General features: G+C 51.3%; 24 protein-coding genes. 22 read left to right on the top strand and 2 right to left on the bottom strand.

What is annotated here, in order from left to right; all coding sequences use genetic code 11:
• Positions 1-67: 67 nt before the first annotated feature.
• From MKY48_RS29700 to MKY48_RS29675, 6 genes are all read left to right on the top strand, one after another.
• The gene (locus MKY48_RS29700; protein ID WP_339291792.1) at positions 68-1,246 is read left to right on the top strand and encodes a NupC/NupG family nucleoside CNT transporter; all 1,179 of its coding nucleotides are present in this window, start codon (positions 68-70) and stop codon (positions 1,244-1,246) included.
• Between the two features lie 79 nt (positions 1,247-1,325).
• Entirely contained in the window at positions 1,326-2,504 is a 1,179-nt protein-coding gene (gene deoB / locus MKY48_RS29695; RefSeq protein ID WP_339291791.1) for a phosphopentomutase, read from the top strand.
• Between the two features lie 23 nt (positions 2,505-2,527).
• Positions 2,528-3,235 carry a purine-nucleoside phosphorylase gene (deoD, locus tag MKY48_RS29690; RefSeq protein WP_076325327.1) on the top strand — a complete coding sequence of 236 codons (708 nt, stop codon included), beginning with the start codon at positions 2,528-2,530 and terminating at the stop codon, positions 3,233-3,235.
• Positions 3,236-3,373: 138 nt separating this feature from the next.
• A complete protein-coding gene (locus MKY48_RS29685; RefSeq protein ID WP_339291790.1) occupies positions 3,374-4,675 on the top strand; it encodes a pyrimidine-nucleoside phosphorylase in 1,302 nt (433 codons plus the stop codon).
• Between the two features lie 526 nt (positions 4,676-5,201).
• Complete coding sequence (locus MKY48_RS29680; RefSeq protein ID WP_076325329.1) at positions 5,202-6,164, top strand: MraY family glycosyltransferase; 963 nt, start codon at positions 5,202-5,204, stop codon at positions 6,162-6,164.
• A gap of 234 nt (positions 6,165-6,398) precedes the next feature.
• Positions 6,399-7,265, top strand: coding sequence for an SDR family oxidoreductase (locus MKY48_RS29675; RefSeq protein WP_339291789.1), 867 nt, complete (start codon positions 6,399-6,401; stop codon positions 7,263-7,265).
• Between the two features lie 247 nt (positions 7,266-7,512).
• Here the strand turns inward: MKY48_RS29675 and murQ are convergent, their stop codons facing one another.
• The gene (murQ, locus tag MKY48_RS29670; protein ID WP_339291788.1) at positions 7,513-8,424 is read right to left on the bottom strand and encodes an N-acetylmuramic acid 6-phosphate etherase; all 912 of its coding nucleotides are present in this window, start codon (positions 8,422-8,424) and stop codon (positions 7,513-7,515) included.
• A gap of 51 nt (positions 8,425-8,475) precedes the next feature.
• On the bottom strand, positions 8,476-9,432 hold the full coding sequence (locus MKY48_RS29665) for a BadF/BadG/BcrA/BcrD ATPase family protein (protein WP_076325331.1): 957 nt from the start codon (positions 9,430-9,432) through the stop codon (positions 8,476-8,478).
• A 226-nt stretch (positions 9,433-9,658) separates the two neighbouring features.
• Between MKY48_RS29665 and MKY48_RS29660 the strand changes: the two genes are divergently transcribed.
• The 16 genes from MKY48_RS29660 (at position 9,659) to MKY48_RS29585 (ending at position 26,576) form a co-directional block, all read left to right on the top strand.
• Positions 9,659-10,495 carry a MurR/RpiR family transcriptional regulator gene (locus tag MKY48_RS29660; protein ID WP_076325332.1) on the top strand — a complete coding sequence of 279 codons (837 nt, stop codon included), beginning with the start codon at positions 9,659-9,661 and terminating at the stop codon, positions 10,493-10,495.
• A 46-nt stretch (positions 10,496-10,541) separates the two neighbouring features.
• Positions 10,542-11,936 carry an extracellular solute-binding protein gene (locus MKY48_RS29655; protein ID WP_339291787.1) on the top strand — a complete coding sequence of 465 codons (1,395 nt, stop codon included), beginning with the start codon at positions 10,542-10,544 and terminating at the stop codon, positions 11,934-11,936.
• Between the two features lie 131 nt (positions 11,937-12,067).
• On the top strand, positions 12,068-12,985 hold the full coding sequence (locus MKY48_RS29650) for a sugar ABC transporter permease (protein WP_098749028.1): 918 nt from the start codon (positions 12,068-12,070) through the stop codon (positions 12,983-12,985).
• A gap of 33 nt (positions 12,986-13,018) precedes the next feature.
• Positions 13,019-13,852 (top strand): carbohydrate ABC transporter permease, encoded by an 834-nt coding sequence (locus MKY48_RS29645; protein ID WP_076325335.1) that lies wholly within the window; start codon positions 13,019-13,021, stop codon positions 13,850-13,852.
• Positions 13,853-13,866: 14 nt separating this feature from the next.
• Entirely contained in the window at positions 13,867-14,973 is a 1,107-nt protein-coding gene (ugpC, locus tag MKY48_RS29640) for a sn-glycerol-3-phosphate ABC transporter ATP-binding protein UgpC (protein WP_076325336.1), read from the top strand.
• A gap of 26 nt (positions 14,974-14,999) precedes the next feature.
• A complete protein-coding gene (locus MKY48_RS29635; RefSeq protein WP_339291786.1) occupies positions 15,000-15,695 on the top strand; it encodes a hypothetical protein in 696 nt (231 codons plus the stop codon).
• Positions 15,692-16,870: a DUF1343 domain-containing protein gene (locus tag MKY48_RS29630; RefSeq protein ID WP_339291785.1), complete on the top strand. Its 1,179-nt coding sequence runs from the start codon at positions 15,692-15,694 to the stop codon at positions 16,868-16,870. The genes MKY48_RS29635 and MKY48_RS29630 overlap by 4 nt, the downstream gene beginning before the upstream one ends.
• 3 nt (positions 16,871-16,873) lie before the next feature.
• Complete coding sequence (locus MKY48_RS29625) at positions 16,874-18,061, top strand: anhydro-N-acetylmuramic acid kinase (protein WP_339291784.1); 1,188 nt, start codon at positions 16,874-16,876, stop codon at positions 18,059-18,061.
• Between the two features lie 188 nt (positions 18,062-18,249).
• Entirely contained in the window at positions 18,250-19,719 is a 1,470-nt protein-coding gene (locus MKY48_RS29620) for an FAD-linked oxidase C-terminal domain-containing protein (protein ID WP_339291783.1), read from the top strand.
• 16 nt (positions 19,720-19,735) lie between these two features.
• A complete protein-coding gene (locus MKY48_RS29615; protein WP_339291782.1) occupies positions 19,736-21,136 on the top strand; it encodes a (Fe-S)-binding protein in 1,401 nt (466 codons plus the stop codon).
• A gap of 296 nt (positions 21,137-21,432) precedes the next feature.
• Entirely contained in the window at positions 21,433-21,999 is a 567-nt protein-coding gene (locus tag MKY48_RS29610; RefSeq protein ID WP_339291781.1) for a class I SAM-dependent methyltransferase, read from the top strand.
• 169 nt (positions 22,000-22,168) lie between these two features.
• On the top strand, positions 22,169-22,795 hold the full coding sequence (locus tag MKY48_RS29605; RefSeq protein ID WP_339291780.1) for a hypothetical protein: 627 nt from the start codon (positions 22,169-22,171) through the stop codon (positions 22,793-22,795).
• A gap of 103 nt (positions 22,796-22,898) precedes the next feature.
• Positions 22,899-23,021: a hypothetical protein gene (locus tag MKY48_RS29600; protein ID WP_339293578.1), complete on the top strand. Its 123-nt coding sequence runs from the start codon at positions 22,899-22,901 to the stop codon at positions 23,019-23,021.
• 522 nt (positions 23,022-23,543) lie between these two features.
• Positions 23,544-24,290 carry a type I methionyl aminopeptidase gene (gene map, locus MKY48_RS29595; RefSeq protein WP_076325344.1) on the top strand — a complete coding sequence of 249 codons (747 nt, stop codon included), beginning with the start codon at positions 23,544-23,546 and terminating at the stop codon, positions 24,288-24,290.
• Between the two features lie 548 nt (positions 24,291-24,838).
• Positions 24,839-25,651 (top strand): pyridoxine/pyridoxal/pyridoxamine kinase, encoded by an 813-nt coding sequence (pdxK, locus tag MKY48_RS29590; protein WP_076325345.1) that lies wholly within the window; start codon positions 24,839-24,841, stop codon positions 25,649-25,651.
• Between the two features lie 262 nt (positions 25,652-25,913).
• Positions 25,914-26,576: a VTT domain-containing protein gene (locus MKY48_RS29585; protein WP_339268192.1), complete on the top strand. Its 663-nt coding sequence runs from the start codon at positions 25,914-25,916 to the stop codon at positions 26,574-26,576.
• Positions 26,577-26,662: the final 86 nt, after the last annotated feature.

Raw genomic sequence — 26,662 nt, 5'->3', positions numbered from 1 at the left:
TTTTCGATTGTCGATGATTCGGTAGCCGAGTAATATCAAAAAATTCACCTTTGGGGGAACAACGACGATGAAATATTTAATCGCCATACTAGGTTTGCTGGTCGTATTCGGTCTTGCGTTCCTTGTCAGCAATGATAAGCGCCACATCCGTTACCGTCCGCTGGCTGTCATGATTGGGCTGCAGCTGATCCTTGGATTTATACTGCTGAACACCAATGTCGGCGAGTATCTTGTTAAAGGGATAGCGAATACGTTTAAAGCGCTGCTTGACTACGCCGGAGCCGGGATTGAGTTTGTGTTTGGCGGCATTGCCAATGAAGGTGCAGGCCCGTTCTTCTTGAACGTTCTGCTGCCAATCGTGTTTATTTCCGCTTTGATTGGTATACTTCAATATATTAAGGTACTGCCGTTTATCGTAAGATATATCGGTCTCGTCTTGAGTAAAGTCAACGGCATGGGTAAGCTGGAGTCTTACAATGCGGTAGCTTCCGCGATTCTGGGGCAATCCGAGGTGTTTATTTCGGTAAAAAAACAGATCGCCTTAATTCCGAAGCACCGTATGTATACGCTCTGTGCTTCCGCGATGTCCACGGTATCGATGTCGATCGTCGGTGCTTACATGAGCATGATCGAGCCACGGTACGTGGTGACCGCGCTTGTACTGAACCTGTTTGGCGGATTTATCATTGCTTCCATCGTCAATCCTTACAAGGTGGATAAGGAAGAGGATATCCTGGAGGTGCAAGAAGAGGAGAAGCAATCCTTCTTCGAGATGCTGGGCGAGTACATCATGGACGGTTTCAAGGTAGCGATTACCGTTGCAGCGATGCTCCTTGGTTTCGTTGCTTTAATCGCGATGATCAACGGCATTTTTGATATTATTTTCGGAATCACCTTCCAGGAGCTGTTAGGATATATTTTTGCTCCATTTGCTTTTGTCATGGGCGTGCCTTGGAAAGAAGCAGTGGATGCAGGCAGCATCATGGCTACGAAGCTGGTATCGAATGAGTTCGTTGCGATGCTCGATCTGGCCAACTTCACGCATATGTCCGAACGCACCGTGGGCATCGTATCGGTATTCCTGGTGTCCTTTGCGAACTTCTCCTCGATCGGCATCATTGCCGGCGCGGTCAAAGGCCTGAACGAGAAGCAGGGGAACGTGGTTGCGCGTTTCGGTCTCAAGCTGTTGTACGGCGCAACGCTGGTGAGCGTGCTGTCGGCCACGATTACCGGACTGTTCCTGTAAGCCAGGTTTGAAGGACTACTACAAGCGAGCCTTATGGATAGTTTGATTAAAAACTCATATATGAGGGGGAGCAATGGATATGGAACATTTTGACCGAATTCACTTGATCGTATTGGACTCTGTAGGTATCGGTGAAGCACCGGATGCGGCTGATTTTGACGATGTCGGATCCGACACGCTGGGTCATATCGCCCGCGAATGCGGCGGGCTCAACATGCCGAATATGGCAGCGCTCGGGCTGTCCAACATTCGGGAGATCGAGGGAGTCCCTGTCGCGGACAAACCTCGGGCTTACTATACGAAGATGCAGGAAGCTTCGAATGGCAAAGATACCATGACGGGTCACTGGGAGATCATGGGCTTGTATATCGATACGCCATTCCGCGTGTTCCCGGACGGATTCCCGGATGAGCTGATCCAGCGCATTGAAGAGAAGACCGGACGCAAGGTCATCGGCAACAAGCCGGCCAGCGGAACGGAGATTATCGAAGAGCTTGGCGAAGAGCACGTAAAAACTGGGGCTTTGATCATCTATACCTCGGCGGACTCCGTGCTTCAAATCGCTGCGCATGAGGATATCGTTCCACTGAAAGAGCTGTACGAAATCTGCGAATTCTGCCGCGAAATCACGCTGGAAGATCCTTATATGCTCGGCCGGATCATCGCGCGTCCGTTCATTGGCGAGGTGGGGAGCTTCAAGCGTACGGCGAATCGGCATGACTATGCCTTGAAGCCTTTCGGACGTACCACGATGAACGAAATGAAAGATGCTGGTCTAGACGTCATTGCTCTTGGTAAAATCTCCGATATTTTTGATGGCGAAGGCATTACGAAGGCAGTCAGAACCGTATCGAATATGGACGGCATGGACAAAATGGTGCAAACCCTGGGTGAATCCTTCAAGGGACTGAGCTTCCTGAACCTCGTGGATTTCGATGCGGTATACGGACACCGACGCGATCCAAAAGGATATGGCCAAGCGTTGGAGGATTACGATCAGCGCCTGCCCGAGGTATTTGAGAAAATGACGGAAAAGGATCTACTGATCATCACGGCCGACCACGGGAATGATCCGACTTACAAAGGAACGGACCATACGCGTGAATACGTACCGCTGCTTGTTTATTCTCCACGTTTTGCGGAGGGTAAGGAACTTCCGCTTCGCAAGACCTTTGCTGACCTTGGCGCCACGGTTGCCGACAACTTTGGCGTGAAGCTGCCAGAGCACGGAACAAGCTTTTTGAATGATTTGAAATAATCGAAAACGTGGAGGAATGGGACATGAGTACACATATTGGAGCGAAACCAGGAGATATTGCGGAGTCGATTCTGCTGCCAGGCGACCCGTTGCGAGCTAAATTTATTGCCGAGACGTATCTGGAGGATGTGACCTGCTACAACGAAGTGCGGGGCATGCTCGGATTTACGGGAACCTACAAAGGAAAACGCATCTCCGTGCAAGGTTCGGGCATGGGCGTGCCTTCCATCGGGATTTATGTCAATGAACTCATCCGGGATTATGGCGTCAAAAATTTGTTCCGTGTCGGAACATGCGGTGCGATGCAAGAGCACGTTCGTGTGCGCGACGTTATCCTGGCCCAGGCGGCTTGCTCGGATTCCGGCATGAACCGTCACCACTTTAACGGTTATGATTTCTCCCCGATCGCCAGCTTCCCGCTGTTGCTCGGCGCGTATGAGCGCGGCAAGGAGAAAGGCCTTAAGATGCATGTCGGTAACGTGTTCACGTCCGATGTGTTCTACCGTGAGGACAAATCAGTGGTTGAGAAGCTGATGCAGCACGGCGTGTTGGGCGTAGAGATGGAAACAACGGCCCTCTACACGATTGCCGCACGCTTCGGCGTAAATGCTCTGACGATCCTGACTGTAAGTGACCACTTGCTGACAGGGGAAGAGACTTCGTCCGAGGAGCGCCAAACGACGTTTAACGAGATGATGGAAGTCGCGTTGGATACGGCGATTTCGTTGTAAGGAAACTGTCCCGAGCGAAGCAGGCGGAATTGTTTTGGAGAAGTGAAGCGGGGCAACAGCGATTGGAAGAACAATCCGCATTTGTAGTGATGCCCGTGGAAGGAACACAATCATCGCAAACAGTGAGGAGAATGTACGATGAGAATGGTTGATTTAATTGCGAAGAAACGAGACGGCAAGGAACTGACAACCGAAGAGATCAATTTCTTCATCGACGGATATACCGAGGGAGATATTCCCGACTATCAGGTGAGCGCCATGAACATGGCGATTTATTTCCAGGACATGACCGATCGGGAGCGGGCGGACCTGACGATGGCAATGGTAAACTCCGGAGAAACGATTGATCTGTCCGCAATTGAGGGAATCAAGGTTGATAAACACTCCACCGGGGGCGTAGGCGACACCACGACACTCGTTCTGGCTCCGCTTGTAGCGGCACTGGATATTCCCGTAGCGAAGATGTCCGGACGCGGCCTCGGCCATACCGGAGGAACGATTGACAAGCTGGAGTCCATTGAAGGATTTCATGTGGAGATCAGCAAAGACGAATTTGTGAACCTTGTGAATCAACATAAAATCGCCGTCATCGGCCAAACCGGAAACCTCACCCCGGCGGACAAAAAACTGTATGCGCTTCGGGATGTGACGGCTACCGTTAATTCCATTCCGCTGATTGCCAGCTCCATTATGAGCAAGAAGATTGCTGCAGGCTCGGATGCGATTGTACTGGATGTTAAAACCGGAGCAGGCGCGTTCATGAAAACCGTGGAGGATGCCAGGGAATTGGCACACGCCATGGTTAGCATTGGCAACAATGTCGGCCGCAAAACGATGGCCGTCATTTCCGATATGAGTCAGCCGCTTGGGGTTGCGATCGGCAATTCACTGGAAGTACAGGAAGCAATCGATGCGCTTCGCGGCGAGGGTCCGAAGGATCTGGAGGAGCTGTGCCTGGCTCTAGGCCGGCAGATGGTTTTCCTTGCTCAAAAGGCAGATTCGCTTGAAGATGCCGAAGAGATGTTAAGAGAGGTTATCCGCAACGGCAAGGCATTGGAGAAATTCAAGGAATTCATCCAGAACCAGGGCGGAGATCCGTCCGTGGTGGATCACCCCGACCGACTGCCGAAGGCGCAGTATCTGATTGAGCTTCCTGCACAGCAGGACGGTGTTGTCGCGGAGCTAGTAGCGGATGAGATCGGTACCGCAGCGATGCTGCTTGGAGCCGGTCGTGCAACGAAGGAATCCGAGATTGACTTGGCTGTAGGCCTGATGCTGAACAAGAAGGTCGGCGATGCCGTGAAGAAGGGCGATTCCCTTGTAACCATTCATGCTAACCGCGAGAACGTAGATGACGTGAAGCAGAAGCTGTATGAGAGCATTCGGATTGCAGATCATGCGGATGCGCCAGTATTGATTTATGACATTGTGACGGAGTAAGGTGAAGCCTTAATCCGAAGCGATGTCATAAACGGAACACTGAGGACAACAGGGTGAGCACCCACTGCTCGTGCGAATCGCTCATCCCTATATTAGTGCCTCATTTTCAAAGCTAAAGCTGGAAACCTGCCTCCCGTTTTTTATAAACGGGGGCAGGTTTTTTTGGCGGTCCCCGTCATAAAACGGGTGGAAGCCCTCATAAGATGGTAGTGGGGAAAACGTAAGGCATTTAACGGGAGAGGGAGATGTGTAGCCCGGGCAAGAGTCATCCTGCTTGAAGGAGGCTTTTGGCCATGACCATCGATCAGTTGATTGCTTTGCTGGCACTTATCGTTATGATCATCGGACTTGCGGTGAAGAAGGAGTCTTAACCTGTAAAGTCCGGGAGGGCTGGAGGGCTGCTGCTAAGTAGAAATTCTACTGATGCAGCAGTCTTTTTCTTTCTAATAGGTTGATAGAGTTCGATATAAGTCATATACTTAGATTGCAATGTTCTCCATTATTCATCATTTATTGGGAGGAAACTATGCTATATTTTGCAGCGTTTGTCATATCTATGGTGCTGGTATTGGTCCTGATTCCGCCATTTCGCAAGCTTGCGATCAAGCTTGATTTTGTGGACAAGCCAAGGCCGGACAGCGAGCGGAAAATACACCGCGAGCCGATACCGCTGACGGCGGGAATCGCCATATTTATCGGATTTTTCATCACTTATTTTGCACTTACCGGCGTCATTTCAAGGGAAGCGGTAGGTATCTTTATCGGTAGCGCCTTGATTCTCGGGATTGGCCTCGTGGACGATTGGTATAAGTCCCAGGGAAAGGAGCTGGCATCGCTGCCGAAGCTCATTGTACAGGTCAGCGCAGCCGTCGTTGTATACAGCTATGGCATCGCGTTTGAAGGATTCAACAATCCGTTTACGGGTCAGTATATTAACCTGCCGGAATGGCTGCAGCTCATCTTAACGATTCTGTGGATTTTCGGTGTAACGACAGTCATTAATTTCTCGGATGGCATCGACGGTCTTGCCGGAGGACTCTCCGCCATATCCGGAGGTACGCTGTTTGTTGTGGCGATTACGCTGGGCAGAGGCGAGTCCGCGCTCCTCGCTGTCATTCTTGTAGGTGCCGCGCTAGGATATCTAAAGTACAACAAGCCGCCGGCCAGAGTGTTTATGGGGGATGCCGGAGCCACTTTCCTTGGGTTCATACTCGGGATTATTGCTCTGGATGGTGCGTTTAAAGGGGCAACCCTGGCGTCCTTATTCGTTCCAATCTTCGCACTGGGCGTGCCGATCTTCGATAATATCATCGTGGTCATCCGCAGAATGCTTCAGTCGAAGCCGATCTATCAGGCCGATGCATCCCAGGCGCATTATCGTTTACTGGCAACGGGACTCAATCAGAAGCAGACACTAGTATTTCTGTGCTTGCTGAATCTCTGTTTCGGTCTGGCTGCCATCATACTTGCGATGAATGGCGGCGCTTGAGGCGTTTAAGCCTGCCATAAGCTTTATCCAGTGCGTTATTAAAGTCTCGTCTCCAAATGGATGTTGGTGGCGGGACTTTTTTTTAGAGATAAGAAAGTATAAACTTCAGAGGCTTACCATCCTTATCTCGCAAGACAAACTTCCGCTAAATGCGGTCTGTCTTCTGAGAAAGTGCGTCGATAGACGTTTTTTTTATTACAATGGTAGAAGGTATACGAAGCAGGAGGTCTGTGGATGAATGACATGACAGGGAAAATCATCATCGTGACAGGAGCGAACTCCGGAATGGGCCTGACGACAACCGTGGAGCTGGCTAAAGGGGGAGGGCATGTCGTCATGGCTTGTCGGAGCCAAGCCAGAGGAGAAGCGGCTCTTCGGCAAGCGTTACAAGAGAGCGGCAGCTCGAAAATTGAGCTGATGACATTGGATTTGGGCTCTTTTGATAGCATCAGAGTTTTTGCTTCCGACTTTAAGGCCAAATACGATAGGCTCGATGTATTGGTAAACAACGCGGGTGTGGTCACCCTCAAGCGGGAATTGACGCAGGACGGATATGAAGCCATGATGGGGGTCAATCATCTGGGGCATTTTTTACTGACGAACGAGCTCCTGGAGCCTCTTCAGCGTGCCCGCCAGGGGAGGGTTGTGAACGTATCCTCTGGCGCACACAAAGTGGGCAGCATCCACTTGGATGACCCTAATCTCGGTAAAGGATTCAATGTGGTCAAAGGTTATGCGCAGTCCAAATTGGCGAATATTTTATTTACGAAAGAGCTGGCTCGTCGGCTGCAGCCGACAAAGGTAACGGTCAATGCGCTCCATCCCGGTGCAGTGAGTACCAGCATTGGCGTGAACCGGGATACAGGCTTTGGCAAAGCGGTCCATAAGCTGCTTGGTCCGTTCTTTCTAACCGCGCAGGAAGGTGCGCGGACAGCGATTTACTTGGCTTCAAGCCCTGAAGTAGAGCATGTGACAGGGGAATATTACGTTAAATGCAAACCAGCCAAGACCACCGAGAAGGCAAGGGATCCGAAACTTGCCGCTCGCCTGTGGGCATGGAGTGAACAACAGGTAGGTTGGAAGTCGGACAAGGGTCGATGAACTTATGCATTTCAAGAAGGCTCGGTTCTATGAGTGAGGCTAAGTCTGATTGATCCGATAAGGGCATGATCGGACTACAAGGAACGACGAGACCAATCGGCCCATTAGTATGGTGACGACTAACAGTAAATGAAGGTCCATGCTGGCGAACAAATAAACGGGATATCTCCAGATCAACATGATCTTGGGATATCCCGTTTCATTTTACGATCGATGTTCATGATCGGCCATAGAAGCACGAAATATGCTACTTCGTTGTTTTCATATCGATCGCGCTGCGAACAAATCCGCTGGTACCGTCAAGGAGTTTGGACGCTTCTGCGGCATTGACATTAGCCAGAAGCATCACGATGGCGGTTTTGACATGGGCGCCGGATTCATGGTATGCCTTCTCAACAGCATCCTCAGATGCTCCCGTTGCCAGGGTGATGATGCGTTTGGCGCGATGCACAAGCTTGTTATTGGACGGGTTGAGGTCGACCATTAGGTTTTTGTACACTTTGCCGATTCGAATCATGGCGGTCGTTGTCAGCATGTTCAGAATCAGCTTTTGCGAAGTACCGGCCTTCATCCGCGTGGAGCCCATGATCACTTCCGGTCCGACAACAGCTTCGATCACAAAATCCGCGTACTGATGCATCGGCGATTCGTAGTTATTACAGAGTCCGATGACAACGGCTCCACACTCCTTGGCGCGTCTCATTGCACCAAGAACATAGGGCGTGCGGCCGCTTGCAGCGATGCCGATGACAACATCCTTCTCGTTGATCCCGTTTTCTTGGATATCCTGTTCACCTAACTCCTCGCTATCCTCGGCACCTTCGATAGCTTCCTTAACGGCTCTGAAACCACCGGCGATCAATCCCTGCACCATAGAAGGGTCTGTCCCGTAGGTAGGCGGACACTCGGATGCATCCAGAATCCCGATTCGACCGCTGGTTCCGGCACCTATATAGAACAATCTGCCGCCCTTCTGGAAAGCTTCTACTACGAGATCTGCCGCTCTGGCTATAAGAGGAATAAGCTCGCGGATCGCATCGGTGATCAGGCTATCCTCGCTATTGATGAGGATCATAATTTGTTCTGAGCTCAACTGATCAATGTTCTGCGTATTTTCATGAGGCTGTTCGGTTGTCAATTGACTTAGAATATTCGTCATGAGACAGGTCTCCTTTTTTGCCTTGGAATATGGACGGGCACTGATGTAAAGCTACAGCAAGTCAGAGACGCCGTCTGTAAATAGCTTGCAGGCTAACAGGGCCGCGCCATGGGCGGGTGTACGTTCACGATTTCCTTCGGGGAACCGGAGGCGGGGATAACGCGTTAGCAGAATGCTAGTGTACGTTTCCCGAAACGATTGCGAATGTTTGAAGATCGAGCCGATCCGCACGAGTTCACTCTCTGCGAATTCAGCTTGCCGCCTGATGAGAGCGCTTGTTGTATCGGCCAGTTCTTCTGCCTGCTGCCGGATGATACGGTTTGCCGCTTCATCACCGGCTTCGGCTGCTTCTATGCAGCAGCGGGCGAAGGAAGCGATATCCTGTTTCGTTATAGCGGGCTGGTAAATGTAAGATTTGAGATCGGTAATATGCTGGAGAGGATAGGCTGCAACAATCAGGCTGCTCATGATGGTGGGTGGCAAAATGCCCTCGTGGCTCTTAATGACAGATTTTAGAGCCTGAAGTCCGATCTGATAGCCGCTGCCTTCGTCTCCGAGAAGATGTCCCCAGCCACCGACGCGGTGGATGTCTCCCGATTTGGTTATAGCATAGGTATTGGATCCGGTTCCCGAGATCGCAAGTATTCCATACTGACGTTCCAGTACGGCCATTAATGAAATTTCGGCTTCCGAGCGCATGTAAATACGCATCGAGAGCTGCCGCTGCTGGAAATAGGAATGAAGGAAGGACTGAACACGACGTCGTTCTTCTGCAGAGCTTATACCTGACATTCCAAGACATATTGATGTAAATATTAATGACTTATTAAAAAGAGGTGCCAGAAGCCCATCCAACACCGTTCGGAGTTCCTCCATCGCTTTATCAAAGGTTACAATGTAGGGATTGGTGGAACCTCCGGTAAACCGGGACAACACTTCTCCAGCGCTGTTGATAGCGGTTGCTTCGGTCTTGGTACCGCCACCATCCACACCGATAAAAATTTCCATATTGAACCACTTCGCTTTCTATAACCAGTATAGGAGAAAACAGAAGTGTTGTAAAATAAAATTTTAAATCATGAATTATGTATTGAAATATAATTTCATACAATTTATAATAAACTCAATCCACTGATATTGAAAGCGATACCAGTCATGCTTTCATTCAAGTTGTGTAAAGTAATGTTACATATGGGTGATCATCAGAGGATTATTTGTAAAGGGGGGGCAAGAAATGAACGGCGGATTGGTTCGATTGCGTGAGGTGTATGATTCATTAAATCCGTCCGAGCGCAAAGTTGCAGCCTTCATTTTGCAGGAACCGGCAGAGATGATACAGATGTCGGTCGCGGATCTTGCAGTCCGAAGCGGTTCCAGTCAGGCTGCCATAGTACGCCTGTGCAAAACGATGGGTTTCAAAGGCTATCAGGATCTGAAGCTGAAGGTAGCTGGAGACTTGCAGGAGCCATTAGCCACCGGGTATCAGGATATCCGGCCCAATGACAGCATTTCTGCAATTATACAGAACGTCTCGAACAACAACATTCAATCGATTCGGGATACGATGAAGATTATGGAGGAAGGGAAGGTAGAAGAGGCCGTTCTGGCCCTCGATCAATCGAAGCGCATTTTCATGTTCGGGGTAGGGGCTTCCAATCTGATCGGGATGGATGCTCAACAGAAATTTTTGCGGATTAATAAGGTATGCATATCTTTTCCGGATCCACATGTTCAGCTCACCTCGGCGGTACTGCTGACGCCAGATGATACGGCCGTATGCATTTCCTACTCCGGTGAAACGGATGAAGTGATCCGCGCAGCAGCCATTGCGAGGGAGAAGGGGTGCAAGACGATTGGCATTACCAAATACGGTGATTCTACCTTGAGCCGATCGGTAGACATTCCCTTGTACACCTCTTCCACGGAGAACGAGATTCGCAGTGGCGCGATGTCCTCTCGTATTACGCAGCTTAATCTTATCGATATTTTATATCTTGGCGTCGCCAGCCGGAATTACGAGAATTCAGTGAAATACCTGGATGAGAGTCGGCAAGCGATCAAGCGGTTGTAGTTGATAGCGAAAACCACAAATATATAAATGATAAGGGGAGTAGTACATGAAGAAAAAAGGTTGGCTTACATTGTTGGCTTCTTTGATGCTCGTGTTTACCGCAGCTTGCGGCGGATCCGGTGGGGCGAAGACTCCGGAAGGCGGATCCGGGACCACATCGGAAGGAAACGGTGAGGCCGCACCGAAGCAGGATACGGTTGTCGTCTGGACTTATCCGGTTCATGGTAAATACGAAGATGAGTTGAAAGAGCATGTGGCGGATCTGAAAGAAAAATATCCGCACATTACGGTCCAAACCGAAGTGCTCTCCTGGGCTGAAGGTCCGAAGAAGTTCGACGTGGCCTTGAATGCTGGTAACCCGCCTGACCTCTATTTCCACGCGGTGGATGGAGCTTATGTGGATACGGGCCTTGCACTGGAGCTTTCCCCTTATATTACAGACGAGATCAAAAACGACTACCTGCCGGGAACGCTTGAGCTGGGCCAAATCCAGGGCAAACAATATGGACTTCCGCTGTACCAATCCCTCTGGGCTTGGGGCGGCAACAAGAAGATTCTTGAAGAAGCAGGCATCGACTGGAAGGCTATTCAAGAGAACGGCTGGACTTGGACCGAATTTAAGGCAGCTGCCGAGAAGCTGACCAAGAAGCTCCCGAACGGAAATACGCAGTATGCGCTGGTGACGGACGGTACTTCCCTGGACTTCATGGAAATGCTGACACGCAGCAACGGCATGCCGGACGTTCTGAACGATAAAGGCGAGTTCCAATGGAACGACGAGCGGATTCTGGACACGATGACATTCGTGTCCGATCTGATGAAAGCCGGACATTTGCCTGCCGAGACTGCCGCGGTTACGCCGGCGAAACGGATGGATCTGTTCTATGCAGAGGAAGCCGCGGTTGTGTCCAAAGCGATTCCTTACTACGATGTGATGCTTCAGAACCGCGCGAAGGATATTGACAGCGGTACGGTCCAAGGCGCGAAAATCGAGTTCGTCCTGCTGCCGGTTCCGCATAATGACGGGGCGGAGCGCAAGACATCCATGTTTGGTGAAGGCTATGTCGCTTTCAAACAGAAGAAGGATAAAGGCGAAGAGCATGCGAAGAACACGTTCCTGATTATGGAAGGACTGAGCGGCGCGAAAGCCGGCAATTCCGCGAATGAACTGGTGTTGCCTTTCGTTCGCAAATCCCAAGCGGAGTTTTATGAAGGCAAAGGACTCGGTACGGAATCCACAATCAAAGCAGCGGAAATTTTCGCAAACTTCAAAGAAATTCCGGTGACCCTGAACCTCGATGCAGATGCCTCAGGCAACCAGAAGAAGTTCAAGGAGCAAGTGGTGAAGCCGAACATTCAGGCGCTGTTTTCGGGAGAGAAGACACCGGAGCAGATCGCACAGGACTTCAAGGATAAAGGCAAACAAATTTTAGGACAGTAATTGAAGTTATAAGGGGGTGTCCCGTTGTCCTTAGCAGGAACAAAACGGGTCACTCCCTTTTTAAACCAACCACTCCAGGCTTCAAAAGGCTTCATGAAAATACTTCACCTGTGCGCAAAGGAGGAAATCAAATGCAGACTGCCCCGGCGCAAACCCGGCCCTCGCGTCCCCCAATGAAGGGTTATCTACGCGAATATGGATGGGCGTATTTATTCATTTTGGCTCCCGTACTGTTGTTCTTGATATTTACGCTTTACCCGGTCGCCTCCGCCTTTCTGATGAGCTTTCAGGAATATAGCGTGATGGGCTCCGAATGGATCGGAACGGACAATTACACACGGATGGTACAGGATGAAGTGTTCTGGAAATCCATGAGGAATACGGTTTTATTCACGATCGGTACCGTTCCGGTTAACATTGTCATCACGTATGCGTTATCCTTTTTTATTTTTCAGATGAAGAATAAATGGCAGACGTTCTTCAAGGCTACGATGTATTTGCCGGCCGTTGCTTCCGGCGTCACCATCTCGGTCGTATGGCTCGCGATTTACGATCCGACCCATGCGGGGCTGCTGAATCGCTTCATTGGATTGTTCGGATTTGACCCGGTCATATGGCTCGGCAAATCGAACACCGCACTCTTTTCGCTCATCTTGATGAACTGGCTCGGTTCTCATGGTGCGGGCATTATTCTGTATTTGGCTGCCATGGGCGGAATTCCCAAATCGCTCTATGAAGCTGCGGATATTGACCATGCAAGCGGTTGGTCCAAATTCTGGCGCATTACGTGGCCGCTGATGAAACCAACCACGTTGTATCTGCTGGTGACGGGTGTCATTACGTCCTTCCAGGTGTTTATCTCGGTGTATCTGATGACGCAGGGCGGTCCGAACTTCGCGACGACAACCATCGCCTACCTGATTTACAGCACCGCCTTCAACTTCTATGAATTTGGACTCGCAGCAGCGCAATCTTTTGTATTAGCCGCATTGATTATTGTCATTTCCATCATTCAGTTCAAATACTTCTCGTCCGACGTGGAGTATTAATGCATATTTCTGAAGCTAAAAGGGGGTGCACCTATGAAATCAAGATCAAAATTGATCATGCTGATTGTGGCTTCGGTCATCTTGGTGGTATGGAGCGTTCTGACGATCATTCCGATGTACTGGATGTTGATTGGCTCTGTGCAGGACACCAAATCAGCGGCTTCGTTTATCCCGAAAATGATTCCGGACGTATTTTCCGTGGCCCCGTACGAGCGTTTTTTTGGCAAAACCAACGTCATGAGATGGCTCTTTAACTCCTTATTGATCTCGTCCATCCTGACGGTGACCAACGTATTCTTGGCCTCACTCGCAGGGTATGCCTTTGCGAAGCTGAAGTTCCCAGGGAACAAAGCGGTATTTTGGGTTTTGCTCAGCACGATGATGATCCCGGCGCAAGTGACACTGATTCCGCTCTATATTTTGATGATTGACGTATTTGATCTCGGGAATACATACACAGCTATACTTCTTCCCGGCATTGTAAGCGTGGGCAATATTTTCTTGATGAAGCAGTACATGTCATCGCTGCCTACCTCTCTGATTCATGCAGCGCGTATCGACGCTTGCGGGGAATTCGGCATCTTCTGGAAAGTCATTCTTCCGATGGCTAAACCGGGTCTTGCCGTGCTGGCGATTTTCACGTTCGTTGCATCCTGGAACGATTTCTTCTGGCCCTTCCTCGTGACAAATTCGACGGAAATGAGGACCATTCAAGTCGGTCTGGCTTCCTTCGTTTATGCGGACACGACCGATTTCGGCGCACTTATGGCTGGAGCAACCGTCGCGGCACTGCCGATGATGATCCTGTTCTTCTCGCTTCAGCGCTATTTCCTGCAAGGCATCACCATTGGAGCCGTTAAAGGCTAGAAGGAGGCAAAGTTATGGCACGCGTAGAATTCCGTAATATACGAAAAGAATTTGTAGACGACAACAAAGGGACCTTTACCGCTGTAGCGGGGTCGGACTTTGTGATCAATGATAAAGAGTTCGTGGTATTTGTCGGTCCTTCCGGCTGCGGCAAAACCACCTCGCTGCGCATGATTGCAGGCCTTGAGCGTCAGACGTCCGGCGATATCGTCATCGGCGACCGGGTGGTGAACAACCTTCATCCGAAAGACCGGGATATCGCCATGGTGTTTCAGGATTATGCGCTGTATCCGCATATGACGATTCGCGAGAATCTTTCCTTCGGCTTGAAGAACTTGAAGAAGCCCAAGGCTTATATTGAGCAAAAGGTAGCGCAGGCAGCATCCATTCTCGGCCTGGAGTCGATGATTGACAGGAAGCCGCGCGAGCTGTCCGGTGGACAGCGTCAACGTGTGGCGGTTGGGCGGGCCATCGTGCGCGACCCGCAGGTGTTCCTCTTTGACGAGCCGCTGTCGAACCTGGATGCGAAGCTTCGCGTGCAGATGCGGGTAGAGCTGTCCGAGCTGCACAAGCGACTGGAAGCCACCATTGTATATGTAACGCATGATCAGGTTGAAGCGATGACGCTCGGTGAGCGGATCGTCGTGATGAACAACGGCATTATCCAGCAGATCGCATCACCAACTGAGCTGTATGCGAAACCGCAGAACATGTTCGTAGCCGGTTTTATCGGCTCCCCGCCGATGAACTTTATCGATGTGCAGAAGGAAGGAAATGTCCTCCGGATGGAAGGCGGGGTATTCACCATTCCGGACGCGATGGCGGGTGCGCTGAGTAAATACGACAATGAGCATCTTATTCTAGGGGTTCGCCCCGAGCATATCACCGGCGAGGATATGCCAGGCACAACCAATCTGGATTACAAATATTCCACCAAGGTTCAGGTCGTTGAACACCTCGGTTCTGAGAACCTGGTGTACTTCCGCATAGGAAACCGGACCGTTACCGCGAAGGTTCACCCGGAAACGACGGGTTATCCGGGCATGGACAAAACCTTCATTTTCAATTTCGATAAGGTGCATTTCTTCGATCCTGAGACGGAACAGCGTATCGATTGGTAAACAACGACGAAGAGGAGAGGAAAGCTATGCGCAAGCTGAATGATGTGTTGAAGAAGACCGGGGTTGAGATTTACCGTGAGATTACGGCGGTGGCCTTATACAGCATGATTACCTCGCTGGTGCTCGTAACGGTGGTTATGTTTGTGCCGCTGTGGGTAGCGCTGGTGCTGCTGCCGGTTCTGTATATGCCGCTGTTCTATGGTGTTTGTTATGCCTATCACCGCAAAACGGAGCGGGGCAAGTCCAGGCTGAAAGACGTGTTTCAAGGTGCGCTTAAAGGGCTTGGACCCGCCGTCGTCATGGGCTTCTTCTTCGTGGTGATGACATTGATTCTATGGTCCACCTGGTGGTATTACGGAGGCAAAGAGGGGATCGGCTATCTTGCGATTGGCGTGTTCCAAACTTATTTTGTTGTCATGGCGCTCATCTCCCAATTCTACACCTTTCAGCTTGTCATTCAGGAAGGGATGGGCATCTTCAAGGCCATGGCCCACAGTGTCAAGCTGTTCCTGAAGTTTCCGGCCTATACACTGGGCGCATGCTTTCAAGCCTTCTGCGTTGCAGTTCCGCTGATGGTTACGGTCGTTGGCTTTGGATTTTTGTTTAACGGTATGTGGGCTATATACCAGCACAAGGTTACGTATAATGTACTGAATCCGGAAGAGGCCAAACCGGTGGAAGACGGTGTGGTAGCCTCGGAAGCGAGAGGTGTAAGCATATGATGAGAAGCAACGTGTGGAGCGGAATTGATATGCTGCCGAACATCAAGCATGAGAAAATCACGGGTCGTCGCCTTGGCGTCATCACGAATCCGACGGGGCTTACGTCGGATTTTCGTTCATCTATCGAGGTGATTGCAGGCTTACCCGAGTCCGAATTGACGGCTTTGTTTGCTTGCGAGCATGGGCTGCGCGGTCAACTGCAGGCAGGCAAGCACGTCGATGATGAAGTGGACCCGGTATTCGGCGTGCCGGTGTACAGCCTGTATGGTTCGCGGCGTAAACCGGATGCCGACATGCTGAAGAACGTGGACACGGTCATCTTCGATATTCAAGACCTCGGTGTCCGTTTCTACACGTATATGACAACGCTGCTGTATGTCATGGAGGCATGCGCCGAGCATGGTAAGAGCCTGCTTGTCCTGGACCGGCCGAATCCGCTGGGAGGCGAGCGCTGCGCAGGCGGCTTGCTACAGCCGGGATTTGAATCTATGGTGGGCGGATGGCACATTCCGATTTGCACCGGCATGACCATCGGCGAATTCGCGCGCATGGCCAACGACTTGCGGGGAACGGGCTGTGATCTGGATGTGATTCAGCTCGAAGGCTGGACGCGCGACATGGTTTATACTGACACGGGTCTTCCGTGGGTGCTGCCTTCGCCGAACATTCCCACGATGGATACGGTTCGGCTGTACAGCGGGACCTGTTTCTTCGAAGGGACCAATCTTTCGGAAGGCAGGGGTACGACCCGGCCGTTCGAATGGATCGGGGCCCCATGGGTCAATGGCGAAGAGCTGGCGAAGGCATTCAACGCGTACGGACTGCCGGGTGTGTTTGCCCATGCCATGTACATGACGCCTACCTTCTCGAAGCACCAGGGCGAAGGCTGTGGCGGGGTGATGCTGTTTGTAACGAATCCGGCAGAAGTGGAAGCTGTGCGCACAGGACTTGTGCTGCTGCACCTGGTCAGCCGGATGTACCCGGATCAGTTCCAGTGGCTTACCCCACCGGAGGGACGTAACCGGTATTTTATTGATTTGCTTACGGGCAGCGAGGATGTCCGCCGGCACATCCACGAAGAAGCCGGACTTCGGCGCATTGCTGCCGAGTGGGGCAAGGATGCGGAGCAGTGGAGAACGATGCGGGCTCCTTATCTCCTGTATGGGGAGGCGTAAAGGATGTTCTCACCATGGAAGGATGGAGGGCCGACCGTTGTGGTCGGCCTGATGTCAGGTACTTCGCTTGACGGCATCGATGCGGCCATCGTCCGCATACACGGAAGCGGCCTTGAGGCATCGGTTGAACTGCTGCATTACTATAGCAAGCCTTACGAACCGGAGCTCCGTCAACGGCTGCGCGATCTGTGCAGTGAAGAGAATTCCAATAGCGCTGCTGTATGCAGCATGAATGCATACCTGGGGTATCAGTTTGGGGCGGCAGTCCTGGAAGTGGTCGCCGATGCCGGCATGCGAATCGATGAGGTGGATTTGGTAAGCTCACATGGACAGACGATCTGGCACCAGCCTGTACCTGAACAAGGTGATCTCTATGCTGTCGCTTCGACTCTACAGATCGGTGATATATCCGTTATCGCCAAGCACACCGGCAAACTTACGGTAGGAGACTTCCGTCCCGCAGATATGGCGGTTGGGGGGCAAGGGGCTCCGTTTGCTCCTTACGGAGATTTGATCCTGTTTCGGCACCCGCAGCGGGGAAGGCTGCTGCAGAACATCGGCGGGATCGGCAATTGCTCGGCGCTGCCCGCAGGGGCGGATCCTGCGGATGTGCTGGCCTTTGATACCGGGCCCGGCAATATGATCATGGATGCTGTAGTCCATATGCTGTCCGGAGGGCAGCTTTCGTATGACGACAGCGGAACATGGGCTGCCCGAGGCAACCCGGATCAGGCCTTGTTAAGCGAGATGATGGAGCATCCTTATTTTCACGCCGAGCCGCCCAAATCAACGGGAAGAGAATGGTTTGGTCATAATTATGCGGTTTCATTTCTGGAACAAGCCAGGCTCAGGAAGCTTTCGGATGAGGACGTGATGGCAACGGCTACGGCGTTTACCGCCCATACTATTGCGGACAGCTATGTGAGATACGTGTTTCCTCGTTACAAGATCGATGAAGTGATCGTGACTGGCGGAGGAGCCCACAACAAGACGCTGCTCTCCATGTTAAGCAAGCTGCTGCCGGAACAGAAAGTCATGACCTCCAAGGCGTTGGGCTTTGATGACGATGCCAAAGAAGCCGTCATTTTTGCACTCTTAGGCAATGACTTCATGCTCGGTGTTCCTAACAATTTGCCTGCGGCGACGGGAGCCGATCGCCCAACCGTTATGGGGAAGCTGGCCCTGCCATAGCGGAGGAAGCATAAACCGTTCATAAACCTGTGCTTAGTCCGAACATAAACCCGAGCATAACCGTTCATTAAAGACCGCGGGACGGTAATGCCAAGCGATGGTGGATAGATAATGTTAAACAGCGATTAGATAAGTAAAGTGATTATTTTTTGTTGTAGTCAAACCCGTATAGGGGAGGGGGAAACAACGTGCTGGAATCTGTTATTCGCGAGCAGTTGGCCGCCGTGGTTGGCGGGAAGTGGTTCAAGGACGATCCGGAAAGTCTCGTCTCTTACAGTTATGATGCTACGCCGCTATATCAAGCGATGCCGGACGGGGTTATCTTTCCTGGAAGCACGCAGGAAGTATCCGACATCGTTAAAATTTGCTCAAAACACCGCATACCCGTTATTACGCGGGGAGCTGGCAGCAATCTGTGCGGAGGGACCATTCCGCTTCAGGGCGGGCTGATTGTGGTCATGACCCGAATGAATAAGCTGCTGGAGATCGATGCCGATAACCTGACCGCGACCTTCCAGACCGGTTTGAATACAAAGCAGTTTCATCTGGCGGTTGAACAGACAGGGCTGTTCTATCCTCCGGATCCAAGCAGCATGATCATCTGCACGATGGGCGGTAATATCGCTCTGGGAGCTGGCGGGCTGCGCGGCTTGAAGTATGGAACGACCAAGGATTATGTCCTTGGCCTGGAAGCCGTATTGCCGGATGGCAGCATCCTGCGCACGGGCGGCAAGCTGGTGAAGGATGCGGCAGGGTATGATTTGACCCGACTGTTGGTAGGATCAGGCGGTACGCTAGCCATTCTGACCGAGGCCACGGTTAAGTTGATTCCTAAGCCTTCATACAGGAAGGCGATGGTTGCCGTCTACGACGATCTTAACGCGGCGGCCCGAACGGTTTCGAATATTATAGCGAATCATATTTTCCCGTGTACCTTGGAATTCATGGATCAGCCGACCCTCCAGGTGGTTGAGGAATTTGCCAAAATCGGACTGCCGGTTCACGCCAAAGCGATGCTGGCGATCGAGCAGGACGGCAATGTCGATGATGTGGAGCGGGATCTAAAGAAGCTGGAGGAGATATGTCTCGCTTCCGGCGCGGTTCAGCTCAACATCGCCAAGACACCAGAGGAAGGAGCGAAGGTAATGGAGGCGAGACGGAGCGCGCTTGCCGCGCTATCCCGATTGCGGCCGACCACGATCTTGGAGGACGCGACGGTTCCGCGTTCGAAAATTGCGGACATGGTGCTTGAAGTTCAGCGTATCGCCCAGAAATACGACGTGCAGATTTGCACATTCGGCCATGCCGGGGATGGCAATCTGCATCCGACCGCGATGACGGATGCCCGTGACCCGGAAGAGATTCACCGCGTGGAGCAGGCATTCGCCGAAATCTTTGAGGTGGCGATTGCCATGGGGGGCACCATTACCGGTGAGCATGGAGTAGGTATCGTGAAGGCTCCTTACCTGGAATGGAAGGTGGGCCAAGCCGGCATCAAGATGATGAAATCCATTAAGGATGCGATTGATCCGCACCAGATCATGAATCCCGGCAAGTTGTTTGCGGAAACCCGGAAGCGAATTGTCTTCCAGGAGCGGACAGAGCAGGCAGAGCGGGACTCAGCTTCGGATCAGGATCAGAAGATCGAAACATCGTGAGAGGAGGCGAACGCGCATGAGTTCAACCCATGAGAAGCTTGCACAATCGCTAAAGCTGACGCTGGATGAGGATCAATTGACGAATTGTATGCGCTGCGGGTTTTGCCAGACCGCCTGTCCGACCTTCCTCGAGACAGGGCTCGAAGCTGCCTCCCCCCGCGGGCGGATCGCGCTTATGAAAGCGGTTGTGGATGGTTTGATGGAGCCGGATGAGAGCTTTCGGAGCCAGATGGATCTATGTCTGGGCTGCAGAGCCTGTGAGCCTGCTTGTCCTTCCGATGTGAAATATGGCCAGCTGATCGAGCAGACCCGGGCGGCGATTGCGGCCGAGAAGCCTTATTCGCTGCCGGTACGAGTCGTCCGTAAGACGTTCCTGCAAGGGATATTCCCGCATCGCGGAAGACTGAAGCTGATCGGCAAGACGCTTTCGTTCTACCAGAAATCCGGCCTTCAAAAGTTTGCGCGCAGTTCCGGAGCCATGAAGCTGTTTCCCGACCATCTCCAACAGCTGGAGAAGGCGCTGCCTCCCGTAACGGGCGACGGCCTGGAAGAGCTGTGGAGCAAGGCTGGCTTGCCCTACCGCCGCGAGACGACAGACAGCGGTTCAAGGCTAATGGTTATCCCTGCGGCTGGGGCTAAGGTTGGCCGGGTCGGGATGTTCCGTGGCTGCATTATGGATGTCATGTTTGCATCCACGAACATGAACACCGTACGGCTGCTGCGGCAGGCCGGGTTCGAGATTGTCATTCCGGAGGAGCAGGTATGCTGCGGAGCGCTGCATGCGCATGCTGGTGAGATGGGCGATGCCAAGCAGTTGGCCGGTCAGAACATATGGGCTTTCGGGGAAGCGGACGTGGATTACATTGCAAGCAATGCAGGAGGCTGTGGCGCACTACTGAAGGAATACGATCATCTGATGCATGCAGAACCGGATGAGCGGCTTCAGCAAGCGGCGATTCGTTTTGCAGATCAGGTGAAGGACATCTCCGAGCTGCTGCACAGCCTCGGTCGGCCGCTTACGCCGATTCAGGCGGAAAACCCGCAGAACGAGGCCATAACCGTCACCTATCAGGACTCTTGCCACTTGCGCAATGTGATGAGGGTGCAAGGCGAGCCGCGACAGCTGATGGAGCTGCTTCCGGCTGTACAGATGTGCGAGCTTCAGGGGGCCGAGGTATGCTGCGGTTCCGCCGGCATTTATAATTTGACCCAGACGGAAATGTCGACTACGCTTCTGGATCACAAGATGGAACATGTGGAGGCTACCGGAGCCAAGGTCATCGTGACTTCGAACCCGGGATGCCTGCTGCAGATGAAGTGGGGGATCGAGCGTGCCGGTAAACAAAATGGCGTAGAGGCCGTTCATCTCGTGGATTTTCTGGCTGAGCAGGTGCTGATTGAGGATAAGCGTGACTAATTGTACAAATTGGGGCAACTTCATGGTCATTATGATCGTGGGGATGCCCTTTTTAGCCTGATTATCATAATTCAGGGTGTCTGTTGCGGCCATTTAGTATATATAATGGTTCCGAACCTGCATTAATCTTATCAGTACTATGATATAAGGATCGATATAGTGATATAAGGCAACGAACCGGTTTACATCGTTTCCTATCAAAGGTATGGTAGACCGATGAGGGGAGTTCTCCCTCACTGGGTTCACATTAGTACGTATAAGCAAAAATGCAATCATGCGAGGAGGAGAGCGATACCATGAAAGAGAGCTTTGATCCGTCACTCATAGACCGATTGGAAAGTCCTGAAAGGAAGAAGGAGTTACCGGCATCTTCGCTGCTAGAGAAGCTCCAAGTGAGCGGGGGTGTGGATGTCCTTGACATCGGGGCAGGTACCGGCTATTTTTCCATACCGGCAGCCGAGTTAACGACAGGCACGGTTTACGCGCTGGATACCGAGCCAGCCATGCTGGACATGATGCGGGGGCGTGCACAGGAACAGGGACTCACGAATTTTAAGGTGTTGGAAGGCATGTTGGAAAAGCTTCCCCTCCAGGATGAAGCTGTGGATCGAGTCATCGCTTCCCTGATCCTTCATATCACCGATCAACTGGAGGAGTCCATCCGCCAGATGGCAAGAGTGCTGCGACCAGGAGGACGATGCTTGTGTCTGGAGTGGCAGGAGGACCCAGCCGAGAAGCGGGTTCCCCGTCCGAACCGGGTTGATCCGCATGTGATGAAGGTTTTGTTGGAGCAAGCTGGGCTGCATGTGGAAGGCATCAAGTATCCTACAGAGCGTCATTATCTGATCATCGCCAGTAAATAGCGAATGTCGATGAAGCCTCTTGCTGGATGGACTCTCCCCTTTAAATCGACCGCCGTCTAGCGCCGCCTCACCACGTTTTGTGGAGGTCGGATCTCAGATCGGTGCATATATTGATACATCTGGAACATTTTGGGGGAGGGGGCCGTCTAAGGTTTGAGGTGATTCATTGATGAGAAAATCCATGGTTATGATCCTGCTTAGCTGCTTGCTGTTGCTCGTGAGTCTGTACACGGTCAAACCAGCCAACGTATTTGCCTGTTCTTGTGCAGGACCGCCTACGGTTGAGGAGAGCTTGGAACGGAGTGCAGCGATATTTGCAGGCAAAGTGACCAAACTGGTTGGCCCGAAGCCGAAGCTGGTGATGTCATCCGCAGATCCGGTTCATGTTATGTTAGAGGTAACGGAAGTATGGAAGGGCGAATTGGCCGGAATGACGGAGCTTACAACAGCTATGTCATCAGCCAGTTGCGGTTATGATCAATTTGCCGTAGGGAGCGAATTCCTGGTGTTCGCATCTGTAGAATCGGGTCAGCTGAGAACAGGGATGTGTGATGGTACGAAGCTCCTCTCCACCGCAGGCAAAGAGTTAACCAAGCTTGGAGATGGATACCCTCCGGAAGATGCATCTGCTCGGGGATCAGGGCCCGATACGTTTGCCGAGGGCGTGCCTTCAGGTGAAGGTCAGAATTCAGGGCAATCTCCATTCTTACTGAAGCCCGTCTTGGGGGGAGTTGCAGTAATGCTGCTGACAGCGGGGGTATGGCTTTATTTTTGGAGGAAGAAAAGAGAGATATAAAGGGAATGTAAAATGTTTACTCCTGTAACCTATTTCCGAGTTGAAACTTTATCGCCGATTGTCGGGGTAAAGTTTTTTTGTTTCCTTTGGTCTTTTGATACGTATGTATGGTAGAGCTTGCGATATTGCGGCGGTTGCGGTTGAGGTGATTTTGGCTGCCGTTGCCCTTGCTCTGACGCTGCCGGAACCCGGCCTCACGAATATCGGGGGCATGGACGGCGAATAATGAACATAGGAAAAAAGAGAGGAATTGTGATCTCGCGTGTAAAATTATCGTTTCTGCGCAACCTTACATTATAATTTATGATACGAGGAGAAACGATTGTCATTGAATAAATGAAGTTCGAAGTTAGATAAAATGCTGTCTGCCCTGATTCTGTTTATGGTTATGGAGAGTCATATGACTTTTTGGGTTACAGCCGAGCTGAAGCTGCCTCCGAGGATACAGCAAGCATACGCTACCGTTCCCGTGCCCGCCCGCGTATAAACAGAAGGAAGACATTCCTAACGGAAATGATTGAGGTTCCCTTGGCTTAGGAGTAGAATAAGATGAGGTAGGGCGCTTTTCGCTTTTCTTTTTTTGGATACAAGACAAGAAGAAAAAGCAGATACACCTTGTGATTTGTGAATCAGCCTTATTGGCCGGGGAGTGAGGAGAGGCAGGTGCCTGTCTTCAAGAATCTTCGGTCAGCTAAGGCTTTTTGATTTGAATAGGAGATAACAGCCATATGAGAAGGAGTGAGCAGGATTGATAATCCTCAAAACACAAGAACAAATCGCCAAGATGAATAAAGCGGGGGACATTCTCGCCGAATGCCACCGGCAGATTGCCAAGATGATCAAACCGGGCGTGACAACACTGGAGATTGATCAATTTGTCGAGCGGTTTCTGGCAGAGCGCGGCGCGACACCGGAGCAGAAGGGGTATCACGGATATCCCTTTGCCACCTGCGCATCGGTTAATGACGTAATTTGCCATGGTTTTCCGAGCCATGAGCCATTGAAGGACGGGGATATCGTTACCATTGATATGGTGGTGAAGTATGATGGCTGGCTCGCCGATTCTGCTTGGTCCTATCCGGTCGGAAACGTGTCCGAGGAAGCGCAGCATCTGCTGGATGTAACGAAGAAATCCCTGTATCTCGGCATTGAGCAAGCGGTGATCGGTAATCGAATCGGAGACATCTCCCATGCGATTCAAACCTATGCGGAATCCCAAAATTTATCGGTCGTCCGCCACTTCGTGGGGCATGCCATCGGCGAAAATATGCATGAGGAGCCGCAAGTACCCCATTACGGCCCACCTAATCGCGGGACACGACTTAAAGAGGGCATGGTCATCACCATTGAACCGATGCTGAATCTTGGCACATATCAATGCAAGATCGATTCAGACGGATGGACCGCGAGAACGGTAGATGGCAAATGGTCCGCGCAGTATGAGCATACGCTCGCCATCACAAAGGATGGCCCAGTGATTCTGACGGAACAATAAGATGCGACTCCGTAGGGGCTAACGCTCCCTATGGAGCCGTCGGACTGTATAAGCTATAAAAGAAATGCTCCAACGGAGCAGGCGGAATTGTTCTGGAGAAACGAAAGTGGTCGCCTTTGCCCCCGGATTTCAACGATATAAATCGTGATTCAAGGGAAATCTGGGGGCAACAGCGATCGGAAGGACAATCCGCATGCGGAGAGATGAGGTACCATGCAGAATTGGTCATCTGAGAATAATCGCAAGTGAATTTCTCTTTAAGGGTTTAAAAGAAAGACTCCAACGGAGCAGGCGGAATTGTTCTGGAGAAACGAAAGTGGTCGCCTTTGCCCCCGGATTTCAACGATATAAATCGTGATTCGAAGGAAATCTGGGGGCAACAGCGATCGGAAGGACAATCCGCATGCGGAGTGTTGCATCAGCTCTCAGAATTCGTCTTTGAATAGACTACGATTCGACATCTGCGAATACGCGATCAATGAATAGACGCCAATCCCAGTTTTTCTTATAATAGAGTAATCATTTTACAAGCGAAGGGAACATGGAACATGACGATACGAAAAGCACTAACAGTAGCTGGCTCCGATACGAGTGGCGGCGCTGGCATCCAGGCTGACCTGAAGACGTTTCAGGAATTTGACGTATACGGTATGACCGCACTGACCACGATTGTCTGCATGGAACCAAAGACATGGGACCATCAGGTTTTCCCGGTGGCGCTAGATATTGTAGAAACGCAGCTGAAAACCGTCCTCGAGGGCATTGGCATCGACGCCATGAAGACCGGCATGCTCGGATCCGTAGAGATCATCGAGCTTGTGTCCCAGTATATCGACCGCTATAATCTGGAACGAATTGTCATCGATCCGGTGATGGTCTGCAAAGGCACGGATGAAGTGCTGCAGCCGGAAAATACGGAAGCGATGCTGGAGTTCCTTCTCCCGCGCGCCGATCTGGTAACGCCAAATCTGTTCGAGGCATCCCAACTGGCCAAGTCCGGCCCGATTACAACCCTGGATCAAATGCAGGAGGCTGCGGCCATTATTCATGAGCGCGGCGCGAAGAATGTGCTGATTAAAGACAGAGGCAAGATCCGCGAAGGCAAAGCGATGGACCTGCTCTATGACGGAAACAGCTTTGAATGGTTCGAGGCTGATACCATCGTAACGAAGTACACCCATGGCGCAGGCTGCACGTCATCCGCTTCCATTACAGCTAATCTTGCCAAAGGCTTGACCGTTCGCGAGTCGGTACAGCAAGCGAAGGCATTCATTACCCAAGCCATCTCCAATGGCTTCCCGCTGAATGAATTCGTAGGTCCGACAAGACATTCCGCGCACCGCAGTTTATCTGCAAATTAAACAAAATACATTTTTTTGCAAGCTTATTCAAGCGTGGTATTCGGTTTGCAGAAAGTGACAAAAAAACCTTTCTTCTTGGAAGAAAGGTTTTTTTGTTGTTAGTTGAACTCGCTGCATATAGTGTATAGGAGCAAAGGCATGCTTCGTTCTACGCGTTTTTTCCGAAAGGGATACAGCGGCTTAGGTCCTTTCCAGTATAATTATGTGCTATACTTTATAAAGGGTCTGATAGAAAAGGAAGAAAATGTTTAGGGGTTGAGACATGTTTCAGGACATTTTGGAATTTTTAAAAAATTTTGGTCCATGGGGATTGTTTATTCATTCGTTTGCTGATGCTGTAATTTTTCCGGTTCCCGCCTTTTTTCTGCAGGTTTCGCTAAGCATCATGCATCCGCAGAATGCGTTGTGGCTTGCAACGTATGGCTTTATCGGGTGCTTGCTGGGGACGCCGCTGGGTTATTTAATCGGAAAGCTGCTTGGGAAGTCGGTACTATACAAGATTTTGAAAAAAGAGTGGATTGACTCTGCTACGAACATGTTTCAGAAAAACGGCGAGGCCGCCATATTGATTGGTTCCTTCACGCCGGTACCCTTTAAGGTGTTCACGATTCTATCGGGGTGCTTGAACTTCCCGTTATGGAGACTTCTTGCTTATGCCGCTATAGGCAGAGCTACCAAGTTTTATGTGGTAGGTACCTTGTTTTACCTGTACGGTAACGCGGCAGAAGGTATGGTTAAGGATGTATCGTTATATATTGCGCTTATTGCGGTTCCGCTTCTGTTGATTGGTGTGTACTTTAACCGCAAACGCAAGCGTAAGAAAATGGAGCAGGAAAAGCTGGTTGAATCTACTATCGAATCTAGCCCCGCTGTGGTCGAAAAGACGGTGCTGGAGCAGGCGTCGGACCAGACTCCATCCGCTTAATGCTAAACATGACGCGGGGGGTTACCCCCGCGAGGAATATACAAAAAAGCAGCCGGGTGAGAGCCCGGCTGCTTTTTTTCAAGGTA

Origin of the sequence: Paenibacillus sp. FSL W8-0187 (genome assembly GCF_037969755.1) — a bacterium.
Lineage (GTDB): Bacteria > Bacillota > Bacilli > Paenibacillales > Paenibacillaceae > Paenibacillus_AQ.
The sequence above is the reverse complement of the archived record's forward strand: the minus strand, read 5'-3'. Positions and strand labels throughout refer to the sequence as shown.